At 68.8% G+C, this 18,711-nt stretch carries 15 protein-coding genes and 3 pseudogenes; 14 read left to right on the top strand and 4 right to left on the bottom strand.

All coding sequences use genetic code 11. The features are described 5' to 3' along the window. Positions 1–88: 88 nt before the first annotated feature. The 6 genes and pseudogenes from ACH4YL_RS24560 to ACH4YL_RS24585 all read left to right on the top strand — a co-directional run bounded on the left by ACH4YL_RS24560 (position 89) and on the right by ACH4YL_RS24585 (position 5,454). Positions 89–1,063 carry a sugar ABC transporter substrate-binding protein gene (locus tag ACH4YL_RS24560; protein ID WP_398509632.1) on the top strand — a complete coding sequence of 325 codons (975 nt, stop codon included), beginning with the start codon at positions 89–91 and terminating at the stop codon, positions 1,061–1,063. Further along, entirely contained in the window at positions 1,060–2,121 is a 1,062-nt protein-coding gene (locus tag ACH4YL_RS24565) for an ABC transporter permease (protein ID WP_398509560.1), read from the top strand. The genes ACH4YL_RS24560 and ACH4YL_RS24565 overlap by 4 nt, the downstream gene beginning before the upstream one ends. Then, positions 2,118–2,966: an ATP-binding cassette domain-containing protein gene (locus tag ACH4YL_RS24570; protein WP_398509561.1), complete on the top strand. Its 849-nt coding sequence runs from the start codon at positions 2,118–2,120 to the stop codon at positions 2,964–2,966. The genes ACH4YL_RS24565 and ACH4YL_RS24570 overlap by 4 nt, the downstream gene beginning before the upstream one ends. Positions 2,967–3,221: 255 nt before the next feature. Then, the gene (locus ACH4YL_RS24575) at positions 3,222–4,382 is read left to right on the top strand and encodes an ROK family glucokinase (protein WP_398509562.1); all 1,161 of its coding nucleotides are present in this window, start codon (positions 3,222–3,224) and stop codon (positions 4,380–4,382) included. A 4-nt stretch (positions 4,383–4,386) separates the two neighbouring features. Next, positions 4,387–4,962: a hypothetical protein gene (locus tag ACH4YL_RS24580; protein WP_398509563.1), complete on the top strand. Its 576-nt coding sequence runs from the start codon at positions 4,387–4,389 to the stop codon at positions 4,960–4,962. Between the two features lie 28 nt (positions 4,963–4,990). Then, a pseudogene (locus ACH4YL_RS24585) lies at positions 4,991–5,454 on the top strand (PP2C family protein-serine/threonine phosphatase). A 36-nt stretch (positions 5,455–5,490) separates the two neighbouring features. Here ACH4YL_RS24585 and ACH4YL_RS24590 read toward each other — a convergent pair. Both ACH4YL_RS24590 and ACH4YL_RS24595 read right to left on the bottom strand, forming a co-directional pair. Beyond that, a complete protein-coding gene (locus ACH4YL_RS24590; protein WP_398509564.1) occupies positions 5,491–7,299 on the bottom strand; it encodes a fatty acyl-AMP ligase in 1,809 nt (602 codons plus the stop codon). 73 nt (positions 7,300–7,372) lie between these two features. Continuing rightward, positions 7,373–9,202 (bottom strand): fatty acyl-AMP ligase, encoded by a 1,830-nt coding sequence (locus ACH4YL_RS24595; RefSeq protein WP_398509565.1) that lies wholly within the window; start codon positions 9,200–9,202, stop codon positions 7,373–7,375. A gap of 349 nt (positions 9,203–9,551) precedes the next feature. Between ACH4YL_RS24595 and ACH4YL_RS24600 the strand changes: the two genes are divergently transcribed. Further along, positions 9,552–10,847 (top strand): beta-ketoacyl-[acyl-carrier-protein] synthase family protein, encoded by a 1,296-nt coding sequence (locus ACH4YL_RS24600; protein WP_398509566.1) that lies wholly within the window; start codon positions 9,552–9,554, stop codon positions 10,845–10,847. On the opposite strand, the gene ACH4YL_RS24605 is transcribed toward ACH4YL_RS24600, so the two are convergent. Beyond that, positions 10,811–11,620 carry a LuxR C-terminal-related transcriptional regulator gene (locus ACH4YL_RS24605; protein ID WP_398509567.1) on the bottom strand — a complete coding sequence of 270 codons (810 nt, stop codon included), beginning with the start codon at positions 11,618–11,620 and terminating at the stop codon, positions 10,811–10,813. The genes ACH4YL_RS24600 and ACH4YL_RS24605 overlap by 37 nt on opposite strands. Before the next feature lie 385 nt (positions 11,621–12,005). Here ACH4YL_RS24605 and ACH4YL_RS24610 point away from each other — a divergent pair, with 385 nt between their 5' ends. Next, positions 12,006–12,983 (top strand): AraC family transcriptional regulator, encoded by a 978-nt coding sequence (locus ACH4YL_RS24610; protein ID WP_398509568.1) that lies wholly within the window; start codon positions 12,006–12,008, stop codon positions 12,981–12,983. 382 nt (positions 12,984–13,365) lie between these two features. On the opposite strand, the pseudogene ACH4YL_RS24615 reads toward ACH4YL_RS24610, so the two are convergent. Next, a pseudogene (locus tag ACH4YL_RS24615) lies at positions 13,366–14,168 on the bottom strand (L,D-transpeptidase family protein). Positions 14,169–14,358: 190 nt separating this feature from the next. Here ACH4YL_RS24615 and ACH4YL_RS24620 point away from each other — a divergent pair. The 6 genes and pseudogenes from ACH4YL_RS24620 to ACH4YL_RS24645 all read left to right on the top strand — a co-directional run. Next, a pseudogene (locus tag ACH4YL_RS24620) lies at positions 14,359–14,562 on the top strand (IS110 family transposase); the annotation flags it as partial. 43 nt (positions 14,563–14,605) lie between these two features. Further along, positions 14,606–15,880, top strand: coding sequence for a 4-carboxymuconolactone decarboxylase (gene pcaC / locus ACH4YL_RS24625; protein WP_398509569.1), 1,275 nt, complete (start codon positions 14,606–14,608; stop codon positions 15,878–15,880). 25 nt (positions 15,881–15,905) lie between these two features. Further along, complete coding sequence (locus tag ACH4YL_RS24630) at positions 15,906–16,538, top strand: MBL fold metallo-hydrolase (RefSeq protein ID WP_398509570.1); 633 nt, start codon at positions 15,906–15,908, stop codon at positions 16,536–16,538. Positions 16,539–16,568: 30 nt separating this feature from the next. Then, positions 16,569–17,348: an exodeoxyribonuclease III gene (locus ACH4YL_RS24635; protein ID WP_398509571.1), complete on the top strand. Its 780-nt coding sequence runs from the start codon at positions 16,569–16,571 to the stop codon at positions 17,346–17,348. A gap of 58 nt (positions 17,349–17,406) precedes the next feature. Then, positions 17,407–17,856, top strand: coding sequence for a DUF6278 family protein (locus tag ACH4YL_RS24640; RefSeq protein ID WP_398509572.1), 450 nt, complete (start codon positions 17,407–17,409; stop codon positions 17,854–17,856). A gap of 108 nt (positions 17,857–17,964) precedes the next feature. Continuing rightward, on the top strand, positions 17,965–18,708 hold the full coding sequence (locus ACH4YL_RS24645; protein ID WP_398509573.1) for an amino acid ABC transporter ATP-binding protein: 744 nt from the start codon (positions 17,965–17,967) through the stop codon (positions 18,706–18,708). The last annotated feature ends 3 nt before the right edge of the window (positions 18,709–18,711 follow it).

The raw sequence follows: 18,711 nt of genomic DNA on the forward strand, positions 1-18,711 counted from the left end.
GGCGAGGCGCGGTGCCAGGGCACGCGAGCCCGGCAAGATCCAGACGAAAGACCCTTGGGCAAGGACAGGGGCACGCGCACTCGGCGCGGTGCTGGCGGCGGTACTCGGAGCCTCTCTCGCGGGATGCAGCAGCACGGGCGGCAAGCGCGCCGAGGACGCCCGCAAGGCCCAGGCGGCCGCGGGCAAGGCGGCGGTGAACACGCCCCGTTGGACCTTCGCCATGGTCACGCACTCCGGTGACGGAGACACCTTCTGGGACATCGTCCAGAACGGCGCCAAGCAGGCCGCAGCCAAGGACAACATCAACTTCCTGTACTCGCACAGCGACGAGGGCCAGCAGCAGGCCCAGCTCGTCCAGGCCGCCATCGACAAGAAGGTCAACGGCCTGATCGTCACGCTGGCCAAGCCGGACGCGATGAAGGACGTCGTCGCCAAGGCCACCAGGGCCGGCATCCCGGTGATCACCGTCAACTCGGGTTCCGAGCAGTCCAAGGCGTACGGCGCGCTCACCCATATCGGCCAGGACGAGACCGTCGCCGGCGAGGCCGTCGGCGACGAACTCGACAAGCGCGGCCGCAAGAAGGCCCTGTGCGTGCTGCACGAGCAGGGCAACGTCGGCCACGAGCAGCGCTGCGCGGGCGTCAAGAAGACGTTCGGCGGACAGCTGCAGAACCTGTACGTCGACGGCACCAACATGCCCGACGTCCAGGCCTCCATCGAGGCGAAGCTCCAGGCCGACCGCTCGATCGACTCCGTGGTCACGCTCGGCGCGCCGTTCGCGGACGCCGCCGTACAGGCGAAGAAGACCGCGGAGAGCAAGGCCGAGGTCGACACCTTCGACCTCAACGCCAAGGTCGCCGGGGCGCTGAAGGCGGGCACCCTCGGCTTCGCGGTCGATCAGCAGCCGTACCTCCAGGGGTACCAGGCCATCGACCTGCTGTGGCTCTACAAGTACAACGCCGATGTCCTCGGCGGCGGCCGGCCCGTGCTCACCGGGCCGCAGATCATCACCGAGAGCAGCGCCGCCGCGCTCGAGGCCTACACCGAGCGGGGGACACGATGAGTGCTACCGCACCACCTGCCGGCACCCGGCAGCCCGGCAAGACCGACGAACGGCTGCTGCGCACCTCGCCGTTGCGCAAGCTGATGGGCCGGCCCGAGCTCGGCTCGGTCGTCGGTGCCGTCGCCGTCTTCATCTTCTTCTCGATCGTCGCGGACTCCTTCCTGCGCGCGTCCAGCTTCTCGACCGTGCTGTACGCGGCCTCCACGCTCGGCATCATGGCCGTGCCCGTCGCGCTGCTGATGATCGGCGGCGAGTTCGACCTCTCGGCCGGTGTGATGGTCACCAGCTCCGCGCTGATCTCCGCGATGTTCAGCTACCAGATGACGGCGAACGTCTGGGCCGGCGTCCTTGTCTCGCTGCTGGTCACGCTGGCGGTCGGCGTCTTCAACGGGTTCATGCTGACCCGTACGAAACTTCCCAGTTTCATCATCACGCTCGGCACGTTCCTGATGCTGACCGGCCTCAACCTCGGCTTCACCAAGCTGATCAGCGGCACGGTCTCCACCAAGTCCATCGCCGACATGGACGGCTTCGAGTCGGCGAAGAAGCTCTTCGCCTCCGAGCTCACCCTCGGCGACGTCACGCTCAAGGTGACCATCCTGTGGTGGATCGCCCTCGTCGCGGTGGCCACCTGGATCCTGCTGCGCACCCGCTTCGGCAACTGGATCTTCGCGGTCGGCGGCAACGCGGACGCGGCCCGGGCGGTCGGCGTCCCGGTCACCAGGACCAAGATCGGCCTGTACATGGGCGTCGCCTTCGCCGCCTGGATCTCCGGCCAGCACCTGCTCTTCTCGTTCGACGTGGTGCAGTCCGGCGAGGGCGTCGGCAACGAGCTGACGTACATCATCGCGGCCGTCATCGGCGGCTGTCTGATCACCGGCGGCTACGGCTCCGCCATCGGCTCGGCGGTCGGCGCGTTCATCTTCGGCATGACCAGCAAGGGCATCGTGTACGCGGAGTGGAACCCGGACTGGTTCAAGTTCTTCCTCGGAGCGATGCTCCTCCTGGCCACCCTGCTCAACGCATGGGTCCGCAAGCGTGCGGAGGCGACGCGATGACAACCGCGAAGACAGCGAAGACGTCCGACGCGCGCTCGACCGCGCTGGTCGAGCTCGACGACGTCAGCAAGTACTACGGCAACATCCGGGCGCTCGAAGGCGTGTCCCTGGTGGTCCACGCGGGCGAGATCACCTGCGTGCTGGGCGACAACGGCGCGGGCAAGTCCACCCTGATCAAGATCATCGCGGGTCTGCACCAGCATGACGCGGGCACCTTCCGCATCGAGGGCGAGGAAGCGAGCCTCGCCAACCCGCGCGAGGCGCTGGACCGCGGCATCGCCACGGTCTACCAGGACCTGGCCGTCGTCCCGCTGATGCCGGTCTGGCGGAACTTCTTCCTCGGCTCCGAGCCGACCAAGGGCGCGGGCCCCTTCAAGCGGCTCGACGTCGAGAAGATGCGCGAGACCACCCGCTCCGAGCTGCTGCGCATGGGCATCGACCTGCGCGACGTCGACCAGCCGATCGGGACGCTGTCCGGCGGCGAGCGCCAGTGTGTGGCCATCGCCCGGGCCGTCTACTTCGGCGCGAAGGTCCTGGTGCTGGACGAGCCGACCGCCGCGCTCGGTGTGAAGCAGTCCGGTGTGGTGCTGAAGTACGTGGCGGCGGCACGGGACGCGGGCCTCGGAGTCGTGCTGATCACCCACAATCCGCACCACGCGTTTCTGGTCGGCGACCGGTTCATCCTGCTCAAGCGCGGAACGATGTCCGCCAGCCACACCAAGGACTCGGTCACGCTCGACGAGCTCACCCGCCAGATGGCGGGCGGCAGCGAGCTGGAGGACCTCCGCCACGAACTGGAGCGGGCCCCGACGCCGACGCACCTGGGCGGGCACCCGAATCCGTGACCCGGGGCTCCGCCCCGGACCCCGCCCGGATCCGGGCCGCCGTGCGGACCGGCCCGGATCACCCGGGCTCCGCCCCGGACCCGCCCGGACCTTGCGGACGCCCCCTGGCCACTCCGGTCCCTGCCCGAACCGCGCCGGATCCCGCCCCGGGCCGCGGGCCTGGATCCGGCTCGGACCGCGCCCGACCGCGCGGGGCGGCCGCGGATGGCAGAATCAAGGCCCTGACAGGCACCGCCCCCGAGACCCCGCAGGGACATGAGCACCTACCGCGACTTCGCGAACCGCGGCTCCGCCCGCGCCACCGTCCTGCGTACCGTCGGCACCCGCGAGCGGCGTTCGCATCTCACCGCCCCCCGCGTCCCCACCGTCGGCATCGACATCGGCGGTACGAAGGTGATGGCGGGCGTCGTCGACGCCGACGGGATCATCCTGGAGAAGGTCCGCACCGAGACGCCGGACAAGTCCAAGAGCCCCAAGGTCGTCGAGGACACCATCGTCGAGCTGGTCCTCGACCTCTCCGACCGGCACGACGTGCACGCGGTAGGCATCGGCGCGGCCGGCTGGGTCGACGCGGACCGCTCCAAGGTCCTCTTCGCGCCGCATCTCGCCTGGCGCAACGAGCCGTTGCGCGACGCGCTCGCGGGCCGGCTCGCGGTGCCCGTCCTCGTCGACAACGACGCCAACACCGCCGCCTGGGCGGAGTGGCGCTTCGGCGCCGGACGCGGCGAGGACCATCTCGTCATGATCACGCTCGGCACCGGCATCGGCGGCGCGATCCTCGAGGACGGCCAGGTCAAGCGCGGCAAGTACGGAGTCGCCGGCGAGTTCGGCCATATGCAGGTCGTGCCCGGCGGACACCGCTGCCCGTGCGGCAACCGCGGCTGCTGGGAGCAGTACAGCTCCGGCAACGCGCTGGTGCGCGAGGCCCGTGAGCTCGCCGCCGCCGACTCGCCCGTCGCGCACAGCCTCATCGACCGGGTCGGCGGCAATGTCGGCGACATCACAGGACCGCTGATCACCGAGCTCGCCCGCGAGGGCGACGCCATGTGCATCGAGCTGTTCCAGGACATCGGCCAGTGGCTCGGCGTCGGCATCGCCAATCTCGCGGCCGCCCTCGACCCGTCCTGCTTTGTCATCGGCGGCGGTGTGAGCGCGGCCGACGACCTGCTCATCGGCCCGGCCAGGGACGCCTTCCGCCGCCATCTCACCGGCCGCGGTTACCGGCCAGAGGCGCGCATCGCGAAAGCACAGCTGGGCCCCGAGGCGGGTATGGTCGGCGCCGCAGACCTCGCGCGGCTCGTCGCGCGCCGCTTCCGCCGCGCCAACCGGCGCCGGGTGGAGCGCCACGAGCGGTACGAGCGCTATGCGCAGGCCCTTCGCAACTCCAGCTCACCCCGCCCCACCCAGGAACCGTAGTCACATGACAGTGCCCCGACAGTCCACGTCCTCGGACGAGAGCTTCCGCCCGCCCGAGGGCCGGCGCCACATGCTGCTCAGGCGCTGGCTGACGGCGATCACCATCGTGCTGCTCGTCGGCATCCCGGCCGGCTATCTGGTGATCTCCGCCGAGCAGAGCCGGAACAGCGGCCGGGACAAGGAGGCCGAGTCGTCGGCCAGCGGGCTGCGCAAGACCTGGCCGTCCCAGATGAAGCGCCGTGTCTTCGAGGTTCCGATCCCGCCGAAGTCCACGAGCGTCGCCTACTACGAGACGAGCAACTGGAAGACCAGTCGGCTGTATGTGCAGTTCCGCACCACATCCGCCGGCCTCGACCTGTTCCTCGAGGGTGTCGGGACCAGCCGCGCCGCGCTCGAGGACGACGCGGTGACCATCAACGAGCGGGACGCCGAGACGGTCGGCTGGGACTTCGGAGCGGACGGCGACTGGGCCGGCACCACGCACACGCAGAAGCAGCCGCGACCCTCCCAGGACATCACCGTCGACATGACCGATACGTCCCGGCCCAGGGTTTATGTCGTGTCAACCACGACACCCTGACAGGACCTGACGCAAGATCCTTGGCCGCATGGACGCGGCCAACAGCATCCTCTACCCACACCAGACCCTGACCTGCTTTTACGCGCTGGTCGAGAAACCGGCCGAGCATGAGCCGTGGGCTCTTCAGTACGCCGCCGCCGGCCATCCCGCCCCGCTGTTGATCACAGCTGAAGGCGACACACGCTTCCTGACCGACGGCCGCAGCATGCTTCTGGGAGTGGATCCCGACGCCCCGACGCGACCGAAGTCCTGCCGGCGAACGCCACGATCCTGTTCTATACCGACGGCCTCATCGAACGGCGTACTGAAGACCTCGACCGCGGCGCGGCCCGGCTGCGCCAGCACGCCGCCGCCCTCGCCCAAGAAACCCTGGGAGCCCTCTGCGACGAGCTCCTCACCGGCCTCGCTCAGGACAGCAGCGACGACGTCGCCCTCATCGCCGTTCGCACACCGGCATCCGACGACCGCGCCGCCACCGCCACCGCCGACTGAGCTCAACAGCCGGCGGCGCCACTCGACCGCATCCCCTCATTCGATGAGGGCGGCCTCGAAGGAACCCCCCAGGTATCGGTCCCGGCTGTCGCGACGTTGCAGCTTGCCGGTCGTCGTGAGCGGCAGCGTCCCCGGCTTGAGGAGGACGACATCGTGTACCTGGATGCGGTGTCCTGCATGGACGGCGCGCCTGATCTCCTGCTTGATCTCCTGCGCGGTCACCGGCTCGTCACTCCCGCCGCCGGCTGCCGCCGTCGTCTCGGCGAGCACGATGAGCCGTTCATGTGCGCCGTCGTCGACCGACACCGCGCAAGCACCGAACTCGCGGACTGCCGGATGGCTGGCCTCAACAGTGGCTTCGATGTCCTGCGGGTAGTGGTTGGCACCGGCGATGATGATGACGTCCTTCGCCCGACCGGTGATGAACAGCTCCCCGCTGTGCAGAAATCCGAGGTCACCGGTACGGAGAAACCGCTCGCCCGGCTGGTCGGGAAGGGTCCCCATGAAGGTCTCGGCACTCTCCTTGGGAGCGTTCAGGTAGCCCGTTGCGACGCTCGGGCCGGACACGAAGATCTCGCCCACCTCGTCCTCATCGCAGGGCTTGCCGGTCTCCGGGTCGACGGCGACAGCCGTGCTCAACGGATGGATCGGGCCGCAGCCGACCAGCTCCCGACTGTCCAGTGCCGACGCGGCTGGGCGCACTTTTCCGGCGGCGAGCGCCTCGAAGTCCACGCGCAGGACCTCCGGGCCCTGGCCGACCGGCACGGCCGTGACCATCACTGTCGCCTCGGCGAGGCCGTACGCGGGGGACAGCGCCCCGCGCCGGAAGCCGGCCTCTGCGAATGCCGCGCAGAAGCGGTCGAGGGTATCGGCGCGGACTGGCTCACCTCCGACCAGAGCCATCTCCCAACGGCTGAGGTCGAGTTCCCGGCGCTGAGCGTCGGTCACCCGGCGGACACACAGGTCGTAGGCGAAGTTCGGCGCGCAGCTGTCCGCGCGTCCGAGCCGGGAGATCGCCCGCAGCCACGTGAGCGGACGCTGTACGAACGTCATCGTCGGCAGCAGTGTGACGTCCCGGCCGGAGAAGAGGGACTCGAGGACGTTGCAGATGAGGCCCATGTTGTGGTGCGGCGGCAGCCACGACACCGACGACGGGCGGGGCAGCCCGGCGTCGTCGGCAGACCGACGCGTGTTGTCGTATATCAACGACAGATTGTTCAGCACATTGCTGTGAGTGATCGCGACGCCCTTCGGCACTCCGGTCGATCCCGAGGAGTACTGCAGGTAGGCGACCATCTCAGCGGCGATCACCGGCGGGGTCCACTGCCCGGCCAGGTCCAGGCATACCTCGTCGGTCGCCACCCGGTCGAGTCGGGCGAGCCCTTCGGTGCCGGTGAGGACGGGCTCCGCGGCGGCAAGCATAGGGCCGGTGGACAGGAACAGCCGGGACTCGGAACTGGCGGCAATCGACTCCACCCGAGTCCATTTGGCATTGCCCCGCGTGCCGTCGAGCGGAGCTACCGGCACCGGGATCAGACCCGCATAGATGCAGCCCAGGAAGGCGGCGTGGAACTCCAGTCCGGGCGGGTAACTCAGCAGCGCGCATGCGCGTGCGGTTGGAGCCTGCTTCAGCAGCGTCACGGCGATCGCCCGCGCATAGCGGTCGAGTTCGGCCAGGGTCAGTGAGTCGGATTCATCGACACCATCGCCCAGGAACACAAAGCTCTTCCGGTCGGGCTCGGCTGCCGCACGAGTGCGGCACAGGTCGATCAACGTCGTCAGTGCGCCATGCTCACCGGCCACGCCCTCGGGCAGGCGGACACCGTGCTGATGCTTGGTTTGCATGAGACCACTCCAAACGGAGGAAGGAGGAAGAAGGCGGCGGCAGTTCGCGCGCCCTCCCTGCATGGAGCGAGGTTCAGACCGTCTCGAACACCCGCGCCCGGTACCTGGACCGGCACCGCGAGCGCTGCAGCTTGCCGCTGGTGGTGAACGGCAGCGAACCGGCCTTGACCAGGAGGACCTCGTCGGCCCGGAGGCTGTGCCCGGCGAAGACGGCCTCCCGGACGGCTTCTTCGACCTCGTCCGCCCCGACGGTCGCGCGTGCACCTGACGGAGCGTCCGGCGGGGGGCCGGCCACGACGCGGTGCCGGCTGTTGATCTCAGCCAGGACGACGAGGCGCGTGCGTCCGCCGTCCTCGACGGTGAATGCGCAGCAGCAGCCTTCCCGTATGGCCGCGTGGCTTCCTCCAGCGGTCGCCTCGATGTCGTACGGGTAGTGCTGCATGCCCTCCACGACGATGAGGTCGTCCACCCGGCAGGTGACGAAGAGCTGACCGCCGTCCAGAAAGCCGAGGCTGCCGGTGCGCAGGAACTGGCGGCCCTCGTGGCCGCGCACGGTGGCGTTGAACGTACTTGCCGTCTCCTCCGGGGCGTTCCAGTACGCGGCACCGATACTCGGTCCGGATGCCAGGATCTCCCCTGTCTCGTCCGGGGCGCACGGTTCGCCGGTGGCCGGATCCACCACCGCGACGGTCATGGACGGGTGCAACTGGCCCAGGCCGACCAGTCGGCGGGCCCCGTCCTCGCGACCGGCTCGCTGCACCTTGCCTTTCGCCAGCGCCACCGCGTCGAACCGCCGGATCACCGGTTCGGGCTCCACCGGCCCGCCGCTGAGCATCACGGTGGACTCGGCGATGCCGTAACTCGGGAAGAACGCCTCTCGGCGAAAGCCGAACGGGGCGAGCACGGCACTGAACTGGTCAATCATCTTTGCACGCACCGGCTCGTCCCCGACCACCGCGATCCGCCAGCCGCTGAAATCGAGGGAACGCAGCTGCTGCTCGGAGACGCGCCGCACGCACAGCTCGTACCCGAAACCGGGTGCCGAACTTATGCCCGCCCCGCGGTCCGATATCGCGCGGAGCCAGTTGACCGGATCCTGGGTGAACGCCGACGGCGGCATCAGTACGGCGTCGTACCCGACATAGAGCGGCTGCAGGACCCCGGTGATCAGTCCCATGTCGTGGAACACAGGCAGCCAGGACACAACGGGCGGCAGCCGGTCGAAGTCGTCCGTGTCCCGGGAACCGTTGGCCAGGATCAGCGAGAGGTTGTGCAGGACGTTGCCATGGGTGAGCTCCACACCCCGGGGCGGACCGGTCGTGCCGGAGGTGTACTGCAGGTACGCGATCGTGTCCGGGCCGATGCGGGGGGCATTCCAGCCGTATGCGTCCGTCCCACTGATCTCGTCAGTCGCCACAGAGGTCGGCCGGCGCGGTGTGGACATGTCCTTCAGCAAAGTGTCGACACGGTCCAGCCTGGACCCGTTCGACAGCACCAGATCCGGCTGGCAGCTGTTGACGATTGCCCGGAAGCGCGTATAGCGGTCGTCGACGCCGACGCGCAGAACCGGAGGAGCCGGCACCGCGATCAGGCCGGCATACAGGCAGCCGAAGAAGGCGGACACGAAGTCCAGACCCGGCGGGTAACTCAGAACGGCGCGGGCGCCCGGCGGGGCATGCCTGCTCAGACGCACGGCGATCGCCCTTGCGCGGGCGTCGAGTTGGGCGAGGGTGAGCGAGTCGGACTCTTCGAGGCCGTTCTCCAGGAAGGCGAACATCCGTCGATCCGGGTCCCTGGACGCGCGATACCTGCAGAGCTCGACCAAGGTCGTCGGCTCGAGTCGGAATTCTGTGATGGCATCCTCTGACATCGTGGTCCTCCTGTTCGGCTTGGCCATTGCCATTGCCCCGCCATTTCCCCCACTGGCCGCGAGGACTTGGCTATTTGCCCAGCCATTGCTGTACGCCTGCGTCACGTTCGTTCCACTCGGAGAGATGCTAGGTCGGCGGAGAAATATCGGGTATCCGCCGGCGGAAGGCGTCCACCCCCTACCGGAGGCGAGTGCCGGGTAAGTCGTAGGACGGATGACAACCAGCCTCCGGTCGCCCTCACGGTTCCGTCCGCCGGCCGTTATGGAAAGCACCTCGTGCTCTCTACCGTAATGACGACGGCCAGTTGACAACGAATGGCCCGTGCCCACGCCCGTGTCCAAGGGAGACCATTCCCTAGAAGGCTTCAGAAAGGGAACCGTGATGTCCTACGAAGCATCTGACGACTACTTCTTGGGTTATCCGAAGCTCCCCGATCTCCCCGGTTCCCCGGACGGGGTCCTCGGCACAACCGGCGTTGTGGTCACCGGCTTGGGAATGACCACGCCGTTGGGTGCCGACGTCCACTCCACCTGGACGGGGCTGCTCGCCGGCGAATCCCCGGTCACCGTGCTCGACGAAGCGTGGGCCCGCGACCTGCCCGTACGGCTGGCAGGCCGACTGAGTCAGGAACCGACCGAGGTACTGGACCGGGTCGAGGCCCGGCGGATGGACCGCTGCCAGCAGATTGCGATGGTGGCGGCGCGGCAGGCATGGGCCGACGCCGGCGCGCCCGCGGTGGCGCCGGAGCGGTTGGCCGTGGTGATGGGCACCGGCCTCGGCGGCGGGAAGACCCTGGTCGACCAGCACGACCTGTCCTCGGTGAAGGGGCCGGGGCGCGTGTCGCCCTTCGCTGTGACGATGCTGATGCCCAACGGCCCGGCCGCCGCCGTCAGTCTGGACCTCGGCGCCCGTGCCGGCGCCCACGCACCGACCAGCGCCTGTGCCTCTGGAGCGGAGGCAATCGCCATGGGACTCGCCATACTTCGTGCCGGGCGGGCCGACGTCGTTGTCGCCGGCGGCACCGAGGCATGCATCGGGCGGCTGTCCATGGCGGCCTTCGCCCGCATGGGAGCCCTGTCCAGCCGTCATGACGAACCTCAGAGCGCATCGCGGCCGTTCGACAGCGCGCGTGACGGCTTCGTCATGGCGGAGGGCGCCGGAGCCGTCGTTCTGGAACGAGCCGATTCCGCAAGAGCTCGTGGCGCGCGGGCGTATGCCACGCTTGCCGGTACGGGGATGAGCTCCGACGCCCACGCCATGACAGCTCCCTCAGCGGACGGTCAGATCAGTGCGATCCGCCAGGCCTTGAGCTCCGGCGGCCTCGGCCCGCACGACATCGTTCACGTCAACGCTCACGCTCCCGGTACGCCCGTCGGTGACCGTATCGAGGCGTCGGCATTGCTGGAATCGATCGGTCCGCATGCTCTGGTGACGGCGACCAAGTCGATCACGGGCCATCTCATAGGCGGGGCGGGCGCGATCGAGGCCATCTTCACGGTCCTGAGCATCTTCAACGACGTGATTCCCGCGACCAGGAACCTCGACGACAAGGACCCCGAGGTGAAGGTGGACATCGTCACGGGAAGTCCTCGGCACACCAAGGTCACCGCGGCCATCTCGAACTCGTTCGGTTTCGGCGGTCACAACGTGGTCCTCGCTTTCACCAAGTCCGCCTGACCAGGGGCGCGGGACCGCCCGGAGGAGAGGGGGCTTGAGGGGCTGGGGGCTACTGGAGGGCCTGCGGAGGCCCGTGGAGCCTGCGCAGGCTGGGGCGGGTGCACCAGACCGCTCCGCTGAGCCATCAGCGCCGCGTGCATCCGGTTCGGCAACTCGAGTTTGGCGAGGATGCGCGAGACGTGGGACTTCACGGTGGCGGGCGTTACATGCAGCTCGCGGGCGATCTCCTGATTCGACCTCCCCATGGCTATACCGGACAGGACTTGGGTCTCCCGGCCGCTCAGGGTGGCCAGGGCGACCGCGTGGGAGCGCTCCTGTGGCGGCGGAAGAATCTCGAACCGATCGATCAGCCGTCGGGTCATCGTGGGGCAGATGAAAGCCGCGCCGCCGGCGACCGCGCGGACGGCTGAGGTCAGCTCCTCCTGGCTGCTGCTCTTGAGCAGAAAACCGCTTGCGCCCGCCTTCAGCGACCCGAACAGATGGCTGTCGAGGTCGATGCTGGTGAGGACGACGATTCCGGGTACGATTCCGGGTGCGATTCCTGGTGCTGCCGCCGCCGAAGGCTTGGCGAGTTTGCGGATGAATTCGTATTCGGCATCGACGAGTACGACTTGCGGTCGCCGCAGCTCGAACATTCGTAATGCCTCCTCGCCGACCCTCGTATCGGCGACCACGGTGATGTCCGATGCCTTCCCGAGTGCATGCCGGAAACCGCGGCGCACAAGGTCCTCATTGTCGACCAGCATTACTTCCAACGTGCTGAATTCGTCCATCAATCACTCCGCCTGTGCGATTCGGAAGTGTGGTCCCCATTCCACTCCGTGGTCTCCTGACCGGCGTGGTTTCACGGGTACTGGGAAGAACGCATTCCGGTACAGCGGTTGCACACGCGATGGCTGTGGCGCGCGCTGAGCCCTACTGGTGACCGTGGCTGATACCGCATATGCCCCCCTGGCCGGCACGCAGATCCCGGTTAGGCTGAATGACAGCCTGCGGCGGGATTCGCCGCATCGATCCCTTCCGATGCTAGGGGGATTGGCAATGCTGGTTCTAGGCAATGGCGGCCATGCTGTTGGCCGTTCCGGACACGGGGCGGGGGTCGACGAAGTCTCCACGGCTCCGCGGCTGTTCCCGCGAGGCATCGCAGGCGTGCGAGCGATGGTGGATGTCGGGGTCGAGCGCGGAGTTCCCGTACCGGCATGCCTGGACGGCAGCGGTGTGGACGAGAACACTCTTGCCGACGATGCCGCACACGTCCGCGCCTGGCAGGAGCTCGTCGTGGCGCAGAACCTGGTCCGTGCCACAGGCGATGCTCCCGGCCTGGGGCTGGAGGTCGGCAGCCGGATTCCGCTGCGCAAGTACAGCGTGTGGGGCTTCGCACTGCTGGCCAGCCCAACACTGCGCGAAGCGGCGGCTGTGGGACTGCGCTACCTGGAACTCACCTTCACCATGGTCGGGATCCACCTTCAGGAGGAAGGGGACGAGGTCCACCTCGTCCTGGACGACGGGTTTGTGCCCCAGCCCGTCCGGCACTTCTTCGTCGAGCGGGAAATGGCCAACATCCGCACCATCCTGGACACCATTCTGGGTCGGGCCTTCACCCCCCTCCGGCTGGAGGTGCGCTTCCCGCGGCCTGAAAAGCCCGCAGCGTACGAGGCGTTCGCCGACGCGCCGATCGCCTTCGGGGCGCCGCGCAACGCGATCGTCACCCTGGCCGCGGTACTGGAGCAGTCGCTGCCGCAGGCGGACCGCCACACGATGCGGGTGTGCGAACGCGAGTGCAGCCTCCTGCTGGCCCGGCGCGCCCACACCGAATTCGCAGCGCGGGTACGGGAACTGCTCATGCAGTGGCCGGACGGGATCCCCGACATGGGCGTTGCCGCAGCCGCGCTGCACGTCTCCACCCGCACACTGCACCGGCGTCTGGCTGTGGAGGGCACTTCCTACCGGCGTCTCGTCGACGGAGCGCGGCACGCTCGCGCTGTCGAGATGCTGTCCACCCTCGGACTGGGACTCGACCAGATCGCCGTACGGCTCGGGTACGCCGATGCGGCGGCGTTCATCCGCGCGTTCCGCCGGTGGACGGGTGCGACCCCGGGCGCCTACCGCACCAGGGTGCCGACCCGGCCGTACTGATCATTTCAGGACCAGGTTGGGAGCGTACGGGGGTGCGTCCAGTCTCCGGATGGGGGCACCCTCAAGGCCCTGCGACCCGGCGGGCCGCTACAGGGCCATTGGCAGATGCTCGGCCCGAACGCTCGGCATGCGCTACCTCACCGTTCACTCCCGCCGCTGGAACGGGCCTGGGCCGCGCCGTCCTCCATCGCATCCTGCGCGTTGATCCCGTTGGCGGAGATGGACACCGTCACGTACCAGCGAGTACGGATCAACGTTCCCCTCCTGTTCGGCACTTGCCCGAGCGCCCGAGCGCCCGAGCGCCCGAGCGCCCGAGCGCCCGAGCGCCCGAGCGCCCCGGGATCTCCGGAGCGCTCCTGGCTTTCGTCTTCGACTGTTCGCGTCAGCGTTTGAGGGACTCGGCGTCTCCCATGACGATCACCGGGTGCTGGTCGGGATCGAGCGTGAGCAGCTGTTCTTTCATGTGTTTCCGCGCCAGGCTCACGCAGCCGTGCGTAGGCCCGTCGTGGTCGACGTGCAGCCAGATGCCGCCGCCCTTGTCGTCGCCGAGGCGGCGGGTCCAGTCGAGGGGGGAGGTTCCGGCCTTGCGGTTGTAGTTGATCGCGATGACGTAGTCGAAGGAGCCCGCAAGCGGCTCGCCCTCGAAGCCCGTGCCGCCGAACCTGAAGCCCTGCGACGACTGGTCGTACGGCAGCTTGGTGCCGGGATCGGCCAGCAGCCCGCCGGCATCGGTGAGGGTGAACACACCCATGGGCGAGTGGAGATCGCCGGCGCGATGGTCGTCCGTCCAGCCCTTGAGAGCGTTGTGCGCCGGCCAAGTGGCTCCTGGCTCCCAGCCCGCGCTGGTACGCCGGTACAGCACCACCTGCGACTTCGGGGAGTCCTTGCCGCGGCCGGTGACCAGGACAACCTGCCGCACGCGTTCTTGGGGATTCCGGCCAGCGTCTGGGGGCCCAGGCTCGGCAGCTGCGCGGGGACGGATGCGGCGGACGCATCGGCGTCCGCCGGTGTCTGTCGGGGCCTGGCCCGTGTCGTGCTGGGGACGCCGGACGCGGTGGGTGATGCGTCCCCTGCACCGACGGTCGCCGACCGGGCGTCGTCGGCTGTCCCGGTGCCAATGCCCCCGCATCCGGCGAGCGTTAAGGACAGGGCCAGGACGGCGGCCGGTATCCCCAGACGGTTCAGGCCCGTACCCACCTGTTCTGCCGGCCTTACAACCGTCTCGGAGCGGTCAACCCCGACTGCACCGTCTCCTTCCCTTCGCAGGCCGCACCACACGCACTACCCCAGGCAGCTGAGCGGGCACTGCGCACAGGCCCCGCAGCATGCGCGGTCACCTATCGCGGGGTTTCCGCGCACGGGCACTCGGCAGTACCGTCGCCTCAACCGCGGCGGCGACCGGCAGGCCAACGCCGCCCTGCACCGGATCGTGCAGACCCGCCTGCGCTTCGACCCGCGCACCCAGGAGTACTACGAACGCCGCATCAATGAGGGCAAGACCCGACGTGAAATCGTCCGATGCCTCAAGCGCTACGCTGCCCGCGAGGTGTTCCAGCTGGTCAGGCCCGTACAGCCGTGACCCCCGTCATAGGGGCAGTTGTGAGATGTGGGAGCGTGAGCGGGTGAGTGAGACGACGGCTAAGAGCCTGCAATACCGCATTGACGGGCCAGAAGACGCACCGGTCCTGATCTTGGGACCCTCCCTCGGCACTACATGGCACATGTGGGACCGGCAGACGCCCGATCTCTCCCGCGAGTGGCGGGTCTTCCGCTTCGATCTGCCGGGCCACGGCGGCGCACCCGCCCACCCGGCGACCGCCGTCGGCGAGCTGGCCGACCGGCTGCTCGCGACGCTCGACGAGCTCGGGATCCAGCGCTTCGGCTACGTGGGCTGCTCCATCGGCGGCGCGATCGGCATCGAGCTGGCGCTGCGCCATCCGCACCGGGTGGCCTCGCTCGCACTGGTCGCCGCCTCGCCGCGGTTCGGCACCGCCGACGAGTTCCGCCAGCGCGGCGTGATCGTACGCACCAACGGTCTGGACCCGATCGCCCGCAGCGCGCCGGAGCGCTGGTTCACACACGGCTTCGCCGCCGCGCAGCCCGCGATCGTCGAGTGGGCCGTCCAGATGGTGCGCACCACCGACCCCGGCTGCTACATCGCCTCCTGCGAGGCGCTCGCGGCCTTCGACGTACGCGCCGAACTCGGCCGGGTCGGCGTTCCGACGCTGGTCCTGGTCGGCTCCGAGGACCAGGTCACCGGTCCCGCCGAGGCCCGCACGCTGGTCGCCGGCATACCGGACGCCCGGCTCGCGCTCGTGCCCGGCGCGTCTCATCTCGCGCCCGTCGAGCAGCCCGCCGCGGTGACCGATCTGCTCGGCCGCCACTTCTCCACCTCCTGGCAGGACACGCTCAGCGCCATCCCGGCGCCCCCGGTGACGCCGGCGATCTCCGCGCCGGTGACCCCGGTCGCGGAGATCGCGCCCGCCTCGCCCGGACAGCCCGAGGCGGTGTACTCCGGCCGGCCCGATCCGTACGACGCCGGGATGAAGGTCCGCCGCGAGGTGCTGGGCGACGCGCATGTCGACCGCGCGACGGCCGGCGCGGACGGATTCACCGGTGACTTCCAGGAGCTGATCACCCGCTACGCCTGGGGCGAGGTGTGGACCCGAGAGGGGCTCGACAGACGCACCCGCAGCGTCATCACGCTGACCGCGCTGGTCGCGGGCGGTCACCTGGAGGAGCTGGCGTTCCACACGCGGGCCGCACTGCGCAACGGCCTGACGCCCGCCGAGATCAGGGAAGTGCTGATCCATACGGCGGTGTACTGCGGCGTTCCGGCGGCGAACTCGGCCTTCAAAGTCGCCCACGCCGTCATCCAGGAGGAGACCACGCCCTAGGGAGTGTCCGTAGCAGGATGGGTCCATGAGGCTCACGAAGAAATCGCACGCCTGTATCCGGCTGGAGAAGTACGGGCAGACCCTCGTCATCGACCCCGGCGGCTTCAGTGAGGAGGACGCCGCGGTCGGCGCCGACGCCGTCCTCGTGACGCACGAGCATCCGGACCACTTCAACGAGGGCCGGCTGCGCACGGCACTGGAAGCCAATCCGGACGCCGTGGTCTGGACGCTGCGGAGCGTCGCCGAGAAGCTCTCGGCGGCCTTCCCGGGCCGCGTCCGCACTGTCGGCCACGGCGACACCTTCACCGCCGCGGGCTTCGACGTGCAGGTCCACGGCGAACTGCACGCCGTCATCCACCCGGAGATCCCGCGGATCACCAACATCGGCTTCCTGGTGGACGGTTCGGTCTTCCACCCCGGCGACGCGCTCACCGTCCCGGCCCAGGTCGTCGAGACGCTGATGCTCCCGGTGATGGCTCCCTGGAGCAAGGTGTCCGAGGTCATCGAGTACGTCCGCGAGGTCAAGCCGCGCCGTGCCATCGACGTCCACGACGCACTGCTCACCGACCTCGCCCGGCCCATCTACGACACCCATATCGGCAACCTGGGCGGCGCCGAGCACAGCCGTCTCGCACCGGGCGAGACCACCGAGCTCTGACTGTCACACCCCCCGGCTACGCTTCTCCGTATGCGCATCGCCACGTGGAACGTCAACTCGATCACCGCCCGGCTGCCGCGGCTGCTGGCCTGGCTGGAGAGCAGCGGCACGGACGTGCTGTGCATCCAGGAGACCAAGACCACCGAGGAGCAGTTCCCCGCGGACGAGCTGCGCGAGCTCGGTTACGAGTCCGCGGTGCACGCCACCGGCCGGTGGAACGGGGTGGCGCTGGTCTCCCGGCTCGGCCTGGAGGATGTCGTCAAGGGCCTGCCCGGCGGCCCGGAGTACGACGGGGTGCAGGAGCCGCGTGCGGTCTCCGCGACCTGCGGCCCGGTCCGCCTCTGGTCGGTGTACGTGCCGAACGGCCGCGAGCCCGGCCACGCGCACTACGCCTACAAGCTGCAGTGGATCGAGGCCCTGAAGGCGGCGGTCGCCGCCGACGCTTCGGCGGCCCGCGCCTTCGCGGTGCTCGGCGACTTCAATGTCGCTCCGACCGACGACGACGTCTTCGACCGGGAGTTCTTCGAGGGCCAGACGCATGTCACCGAGCCCGAGCGCTCGGCGCTCACGGCGCTGCGCGAGACGGGCCTCGGCGACGTGGTGCCGCGCCCGCTCAAGTACGACCACCCCTTCACGTACTGGGACTACCGCCAGCTGAGCTTCCCCAAGAACCGGGGCATGCGCATCGACCTGGTCTATGGCAATGAGCCGTTCGCCAAGGCGGTCAAGGACAGCTACGTCGACCGTGAGGAGAGAAAGGGCAAGGGCGCGTCGGATCACGCCCCGGTCGTTGTCGATCTGGACATCTGATGTTGCTTGACGCGCGCCCTGTGGTGCGTCCGGCGGCCGGGATGCGAGGCTGAGTGGTATGAACATCCCTTTCTTGGACAACTGGCTCAGGCGGCACGGCGCTGACAAGGAGGAGACCGATCTCGCCGCCGCCGAGAACGACCCGGAGCGCGCGGCGGCCATCGCCGAGCTGCTCTCGGAGTGTGAGCTGCTGCGTGTCCGAGCAGGGCAGCTGGGGCTCGAACTGGACGACTCCCCGGCCTCCTTGACCGCTCTCGACCAGCTGCCGCCGCGCTGGCGCGACGACCCGGAGGAGCTGCCCTGGCTGGGCAATGACGCGGGTCTCTACCTCGGCACCGTGATCGTGCGTACGGTCCCGGGCGCGAGCTGGCACATCTGGCCCGGCGGCCATCCGGTGGTGCGGCTGGCCTCGGGGCGGGAGATCGGCGTTGTGGAGGCGGGGCTCGACTGGGCGGTCAACGGAGTGCCCGAGCTCTCCCAGGTCTACGCGGAAGCCGCCGAGGCCTGAATCATAAATACGGCTTATGCCCTATTTATGCGTGTCGAGTGTGAAGTCCCTTATCGGACTGGATAGTTTGCGTGATCTCGACACAGCTGAGAGTGGGTAGGGCTGCGTATGGCCGTCGATCCGTTGATCGAGCTGCGTGATGTCAACAAGTACTACGGATCGTTGCACGTCCTCAAGGACATCAACCTCACCGTCGGACGCGGAGAGGTGGTGGTGGTCATCGGCCCTTCCGGCTCGGGAAAATCGACGCTGTGCCGGACGGTGAACAGACTCGAGACCATCGAGTCCGGCAGCATCACGATCGACGGACAGCCTCTGCCGGATGAGGGAAAAGCGCTCGCCGGACTCCGTGCCGACGTCGGCATGGTCTTCCAGTCCTTCAACCTCTTCGCCCACAAGTCCGTGCTGTCGAACGTGTCCCTCGCCCAGATCAAGGTCCGCGACCGCAAGAAGGGCGACGCGGAACAGCGCGCCCACCGCCTCCTCGACCGTGTGGGCCTCGCCGACCAGGCCGAGAAGTACCCGGCCCAGCTCTCCGGCGGACAGCAGCAGCGCGTGGCCATCGCCCGCGCGCTCGCCATGGACCCCAAGGTCATGCTGTTCGACGAGCCGACCTCGGCACTCGACCCGGAGATGATCAACGAGGTGCTGGAGGTGATGCAGCAACTCGCCCGGGACGGCATGACGATGGTGGTCGTCACGCACGAGATGGGCTTCGCCCGCTCCGCCGCCAACCGTGTGGTGTTCATGGACGACGGCCGGATCATCGAGGACCGCAGTCCGGACGACTTCTTCACCCATCCGGAGAGCGACCGCGCCAAGGACTTCCTTTCCAAGATTCTCAAGCACTGACGG

It is taken from the genome of Streptomyces sp. NPDC020681, from assembly GCF_044334895.1.
In the GTDB taxonomy this organism is placed as follows: domain Bacteria; phylum Actinomycetota; class Actinomycetes; order Streptomycetales; family Streptomycetaceae; genus Streptomyces.